This is a genomic window from Streptomyces xingningensis (genome assembly GCF_054957865.1).
Map to the genome: position 1 here is coordinate 1 of NZ_JBDJPF010000142.1, position 3,401 is coordinate 3,401.

The 3,401-nt window shown below is 61.6% G+C and carries 4 protein-coding genes and 1 pseudogene; 3 read left to right on the forward strand and 2 right to left on the reverse strand.

What is annotated here, in order from left to right; translation table 11 throughout:
* The first annotated feature begins 744 nt into the window (after nucleotides 1–744).
* The 3 genes and pseudogenes from ABCR83_RS32430 to ABCR83_RS32440 form a co-directional block, all read left to right on the forward strand.
* On the forward strand, nucleotides 745–1,305 hold the full coding sequence (locus ABCR83_RS32430; RefSeq protein ID WP_462698848.1) for a hypothetical protein: 561 nt from the start codon (nucleotides 745–747) through the stop codon (nucleotides 1,303–1,305).
* Nucleotides 1,302–1,841: a hypothetical protein gene (locus ABCR83_RS32435; RefSeq protein ID WP_462698849.1), complete on the forward strand. Its 540-nt coding sequence runs from the start codon at nucleotides 1,302–1,304 to the stop codon at nucleotides 1,839–1,841. Before ABCR83_RS32430 ends, ABCR83_RS32435 begins: the two co-directional genes overlap by 4 nt.
* A gap of 11 nt (nucleotides 1,842–1,852) precedes the next feature.
* A pseudogene (locus ABCR83_RS32440) lies at nucleotides 1,853–2,073 on the forward strand (HD domain-containing protein); the annotation flags it as partial.
* Between the two features lie 29 nt (nucleotides 2,074–2,102).
* Here ABCR83_RS32440 and ABCR83_RS32445 read toward each other — a convergent pair.
* Together ABCR83_RS32445 and ABCR83_RS32450 are read right to left on the reverse strand one after the other, a co-directional pair.
* The gene (locus ABCR83_RS32445) at nucleotides 2,103–2,312 is read right to left on the reverse strand and encodes a DUF397 domain-containing protein (protein ID WP_462698850.1); all 210 of its coding nucleotides are present in this window, start codon (nucleotides 2,310–2,312) and stop codon (nucleotides 2,103–2,105) included.
* A complete protein-coding gene (locus ABCR83_RS32450) occupies nucleotides 2,309–3,184 on the reverse strand; it encodes a helix-turn-helix domain-containing protein (protein WP_462698851.1) in 876 nt (291 codons plus the stop codon). Before ABCR83_RS32450 ends, ABCR83_RS32445 begins: the two co-directional genes overlap by 4 nt.
* Nucleotides 3,185–3,401 lie beyond the last annotated feature (217 nt).

Consider the following 3,401-nt stretch of genomic DNA (forward strand, 5'->3'; position numbering starts at 1 on the left):
GACGGGCTGCCGGGCGCGCACCGGCTGCCCGACGGGACGGTCGAGCTGCCGAGGGGGTTGGTGGGGGAGAACCCGCGGTATCGGTATCTGCGGCCGGACGGCCGACTGGTCGACCGCTGGGGTAAGTCGGGGCCGGGGCATGGTGGGATACCGGTGGAGCGGGGCGGCGGCCCTGCGGGCTCGGGGGCGCGCACATCCGGGCCGCACTCGGGCGGCGGTCCGCATGGCTCACCGCACGCGGGGGAGCGGCATGCCGCGGGGTCGCCGGAGGCGGCGGAGGTACGGGTTCCGGGTGAGCGGGAGCCGGTGCCGGCGGGGGCGGAGAAGTCCGCCGCCGGCAAGGCGGTTCACGCGGGCGGCAGCGGAGGCGCGCACCATGTGCACGCGGGAGCCGGACGGGCGGAAGGCACCGCGTCGCACCCGGGCGGCGGCGGGGCCCACGAGGGGCGGGGGCCATCCGCGCAGCATGAGCCGCCGGGTGAGCCGCCGGACGGCGGTGGGCATGACACTCCCGGTGCGGATGTGCATGAGCAGGGGCATGGTGACAACCACGGCACCTCTGAGGGACCGCTTTCGACGGGTGGAGATGTTCACGACCCTTCCCATGGCGGCCTGGCACACAGTGTCGATGCTCCCGGATACGCCATGGAGGACGGCACAAGGTACCCCCAAAAGCCGGACTCGGATTGCCCATGGAACTGCCGGATCCGCAAACAACATGATCACTCACAGATGCTGCACGATGTGTATGAGGAGATCCGTGGAAGGGTGGATGACGCTGAACAGATCGCTGAGAATACTCAGTTCGACAGAAGAGTAATCGAGGTGGCTAGGAAGAATCTGTTCTCGGACCTCCATGATGTGCCGGTTGGCGAGAATCAGACTGTCCGGGGGGTCCACTTCACTCCCATGAACAGTGTGGCCGACCTCTGGCAGAAGGCATATCACGGAAAGCTCGCAGGGAGAGGCGAAGCGCAGGGTGAACTGAGCCAGTTCCGTGGACTGTTGGCCCACGAATACGTCGAGCATGAACTTCTGAAAGCTGGAATGCCATACACGCCTGATACCGCAGCTTACTGGGATCCTGAACGCACTACTCTGGATGTTGAACACTACGGAGCTCATGACATTGCGCCCATCTCGTTCAGAGGGGTCCCAACCGACATAGAAGGCACGTTGCAGCTGTGGAGGAAGTATGGCTTGGAGCCGCCGAAAGTCGAGATCGCTTATGATCTGAGTAACATCGATGAGGTGGTTAAGGCGGCCAAGGAAGGCTTGGCGAAGAAGGGGTGGAAGCTGCGATGACTGCAGGCAGGTTCGAGTCGGTGATTCGTCGCCTTGAGGTGATCGACTGGCATGATTTGGGTGCTGAGGTCGAACATGCTGCGTCAAGGTCGAGACTGATGCGGGAGTACTTGCGGCGCATGGCGCTTTGGGTGCAATCGGTCGACGCTGTCGATCGATGGCCCTTCCCTGATCTGGCAAGCTATGTCACTCCAGCTGCGGATGTATCGATGGAGTCGGCTGACCGGATTGAAGTGTTTCTGCACGAGCGCACACTTATGCCGCATACGCAAAACCTGTGTTACTCCATGCTGAGGTGGGCTTTGGTGCAAGACACCTTGCCGAAGTCTCAAGCCAATCTGGAAGACCCGTTTGAGCCCATGCTCATCCTGTTTGAGCGGGGCGGTGAATTCAACATCGAAAACGGTGCAGCCGACTTCTATGTGGCACGCATTCCGCTGAAAACGTGGAGGGATCACCTCTCAGCAGACCCAGTCAGCGAGCTTGATCGAGATGCGCTGGATGCCATCGATGCGGGATCGGCCGCAGCGGGCTAGGGGCACGGTTGAGGGACATGGTTGTGGCGTTGACAAAGCGGGCCGGTGAGCCACCGGAGGGCTATGCGGCCCGGACCTTGCCGCGCCGGGCGCGCTGCTGATCAAGCGGTCTGATCTGGCCCACAATTCGGATCCGCAGCGTCTGGCGTGGCTCGATGCGGCGACACGGGAGCGGCTGGTAGCGAAGTATGCCCGCAGGCGGGGGTTGTTGGACCTCGAGAGAGATGGCTGAGGCTTCGCTGAAATGGTGAGGGTCGGGCTTTACGGCAGCTGGCCGCGGCGTATGCCGGTGTTGAAGCTGGCCCAGACGTCGCCTGGGAATGTGAGTACCGGGCCGTCGGGGACTTTCGAGTCGCGTATCGCGATGTCGCCGACGCTGACAGGGTGAGAAAATTCTACGCAGTTCTGACCGCCGGAGCTGTAGCTGCTCTTCTTGAATCCGACTTCGCTGTGGATGGTGTTCTCGCTCATCGCTCCTCCTCGATCATCTTGTTGATGAAGCCTCGAGTTGCTTTCGCGTCGAGTGCTTGCGTGCGCAGTTGGTTGAATGCGAGGTCGTATCGCCCGACATGGGCATCTTCCTCCAGGTAGATGGAGGTTGTCAGCGGCTCCAGCGCAACGATCGGCTCTCCTGCGTCAAACCGGAAGACCGTGTAGGTACCGTCGACTCCAGTGTGCGCCCCGGAGCTGAACGGGAGAACCTGGAGTTCAATGTTCGGCAACTCTGAAACGTCCAGCAGGTGTTTGAGCTGTCTATGGAGGATGGCTGGGCCTCCTACCTCGCGTCTCAGACATGCTTCATCGAGGACGCAGCTCATGGAGAGCGAGGATGGGGCGATGTCATCGCTTTGCCGGGACGTCAGGATACTCTGACGTTTCATGCGCAGTTCTGTGAATGTCCGAACTTCACGTGCTGTGCTCCACATGCTGCTGCTTTCGATGACTGCGTGGGCGTAGTCCCTTGTCTGCAGAAGACCTGGGATGGCCAGTGCTGCATAGGAATCAGCGTGCGTGGCGATTTCCTCCAGCTCGAGGAAGTCGGCGAACGAGGCGCGGATCGCCTCCCCATACTGCGCAAAGAGGTTCCTCTGTCGGTTGGCCTCCGCCAACCTCGCGATCTTTCTGGTCTCAGCGATCTGCGTCGCGTCATCAAATCCGTACACGCTGAAGAACTTGTCCAGATCGGGCCGCTGTTTGCCGTTTTCAATCTTGCTCAAGGTAGGAGCTCCGGACAAGCCAAGCAGCTTGGCGGCATCCGAAAGATTTAGGCCAGCCCGGACCCGCATGGTCCTCAGGATCGCGCCGAGCCGCCGACGCATAAGGGTGGGCGTGGCATCAGACATCTGATCACCTCCTCCAGGAGGCGACTCTAGCGGCAACAACTGTCAGCCCCTTCAGGGTCGTTACCTCGTTCGAGGCAACCATGAGGCGAAAGGTTGCGCATCAAGTTTGCGAAACCTCATGGTGGGTCGAGTTCAAGCAGGTGGCTCTTGGGGAGGCCTCGGGCAATGACATACAGAGCAGGCACCTACGTAGTCGATGTGCGCGAGCACCGCCTCG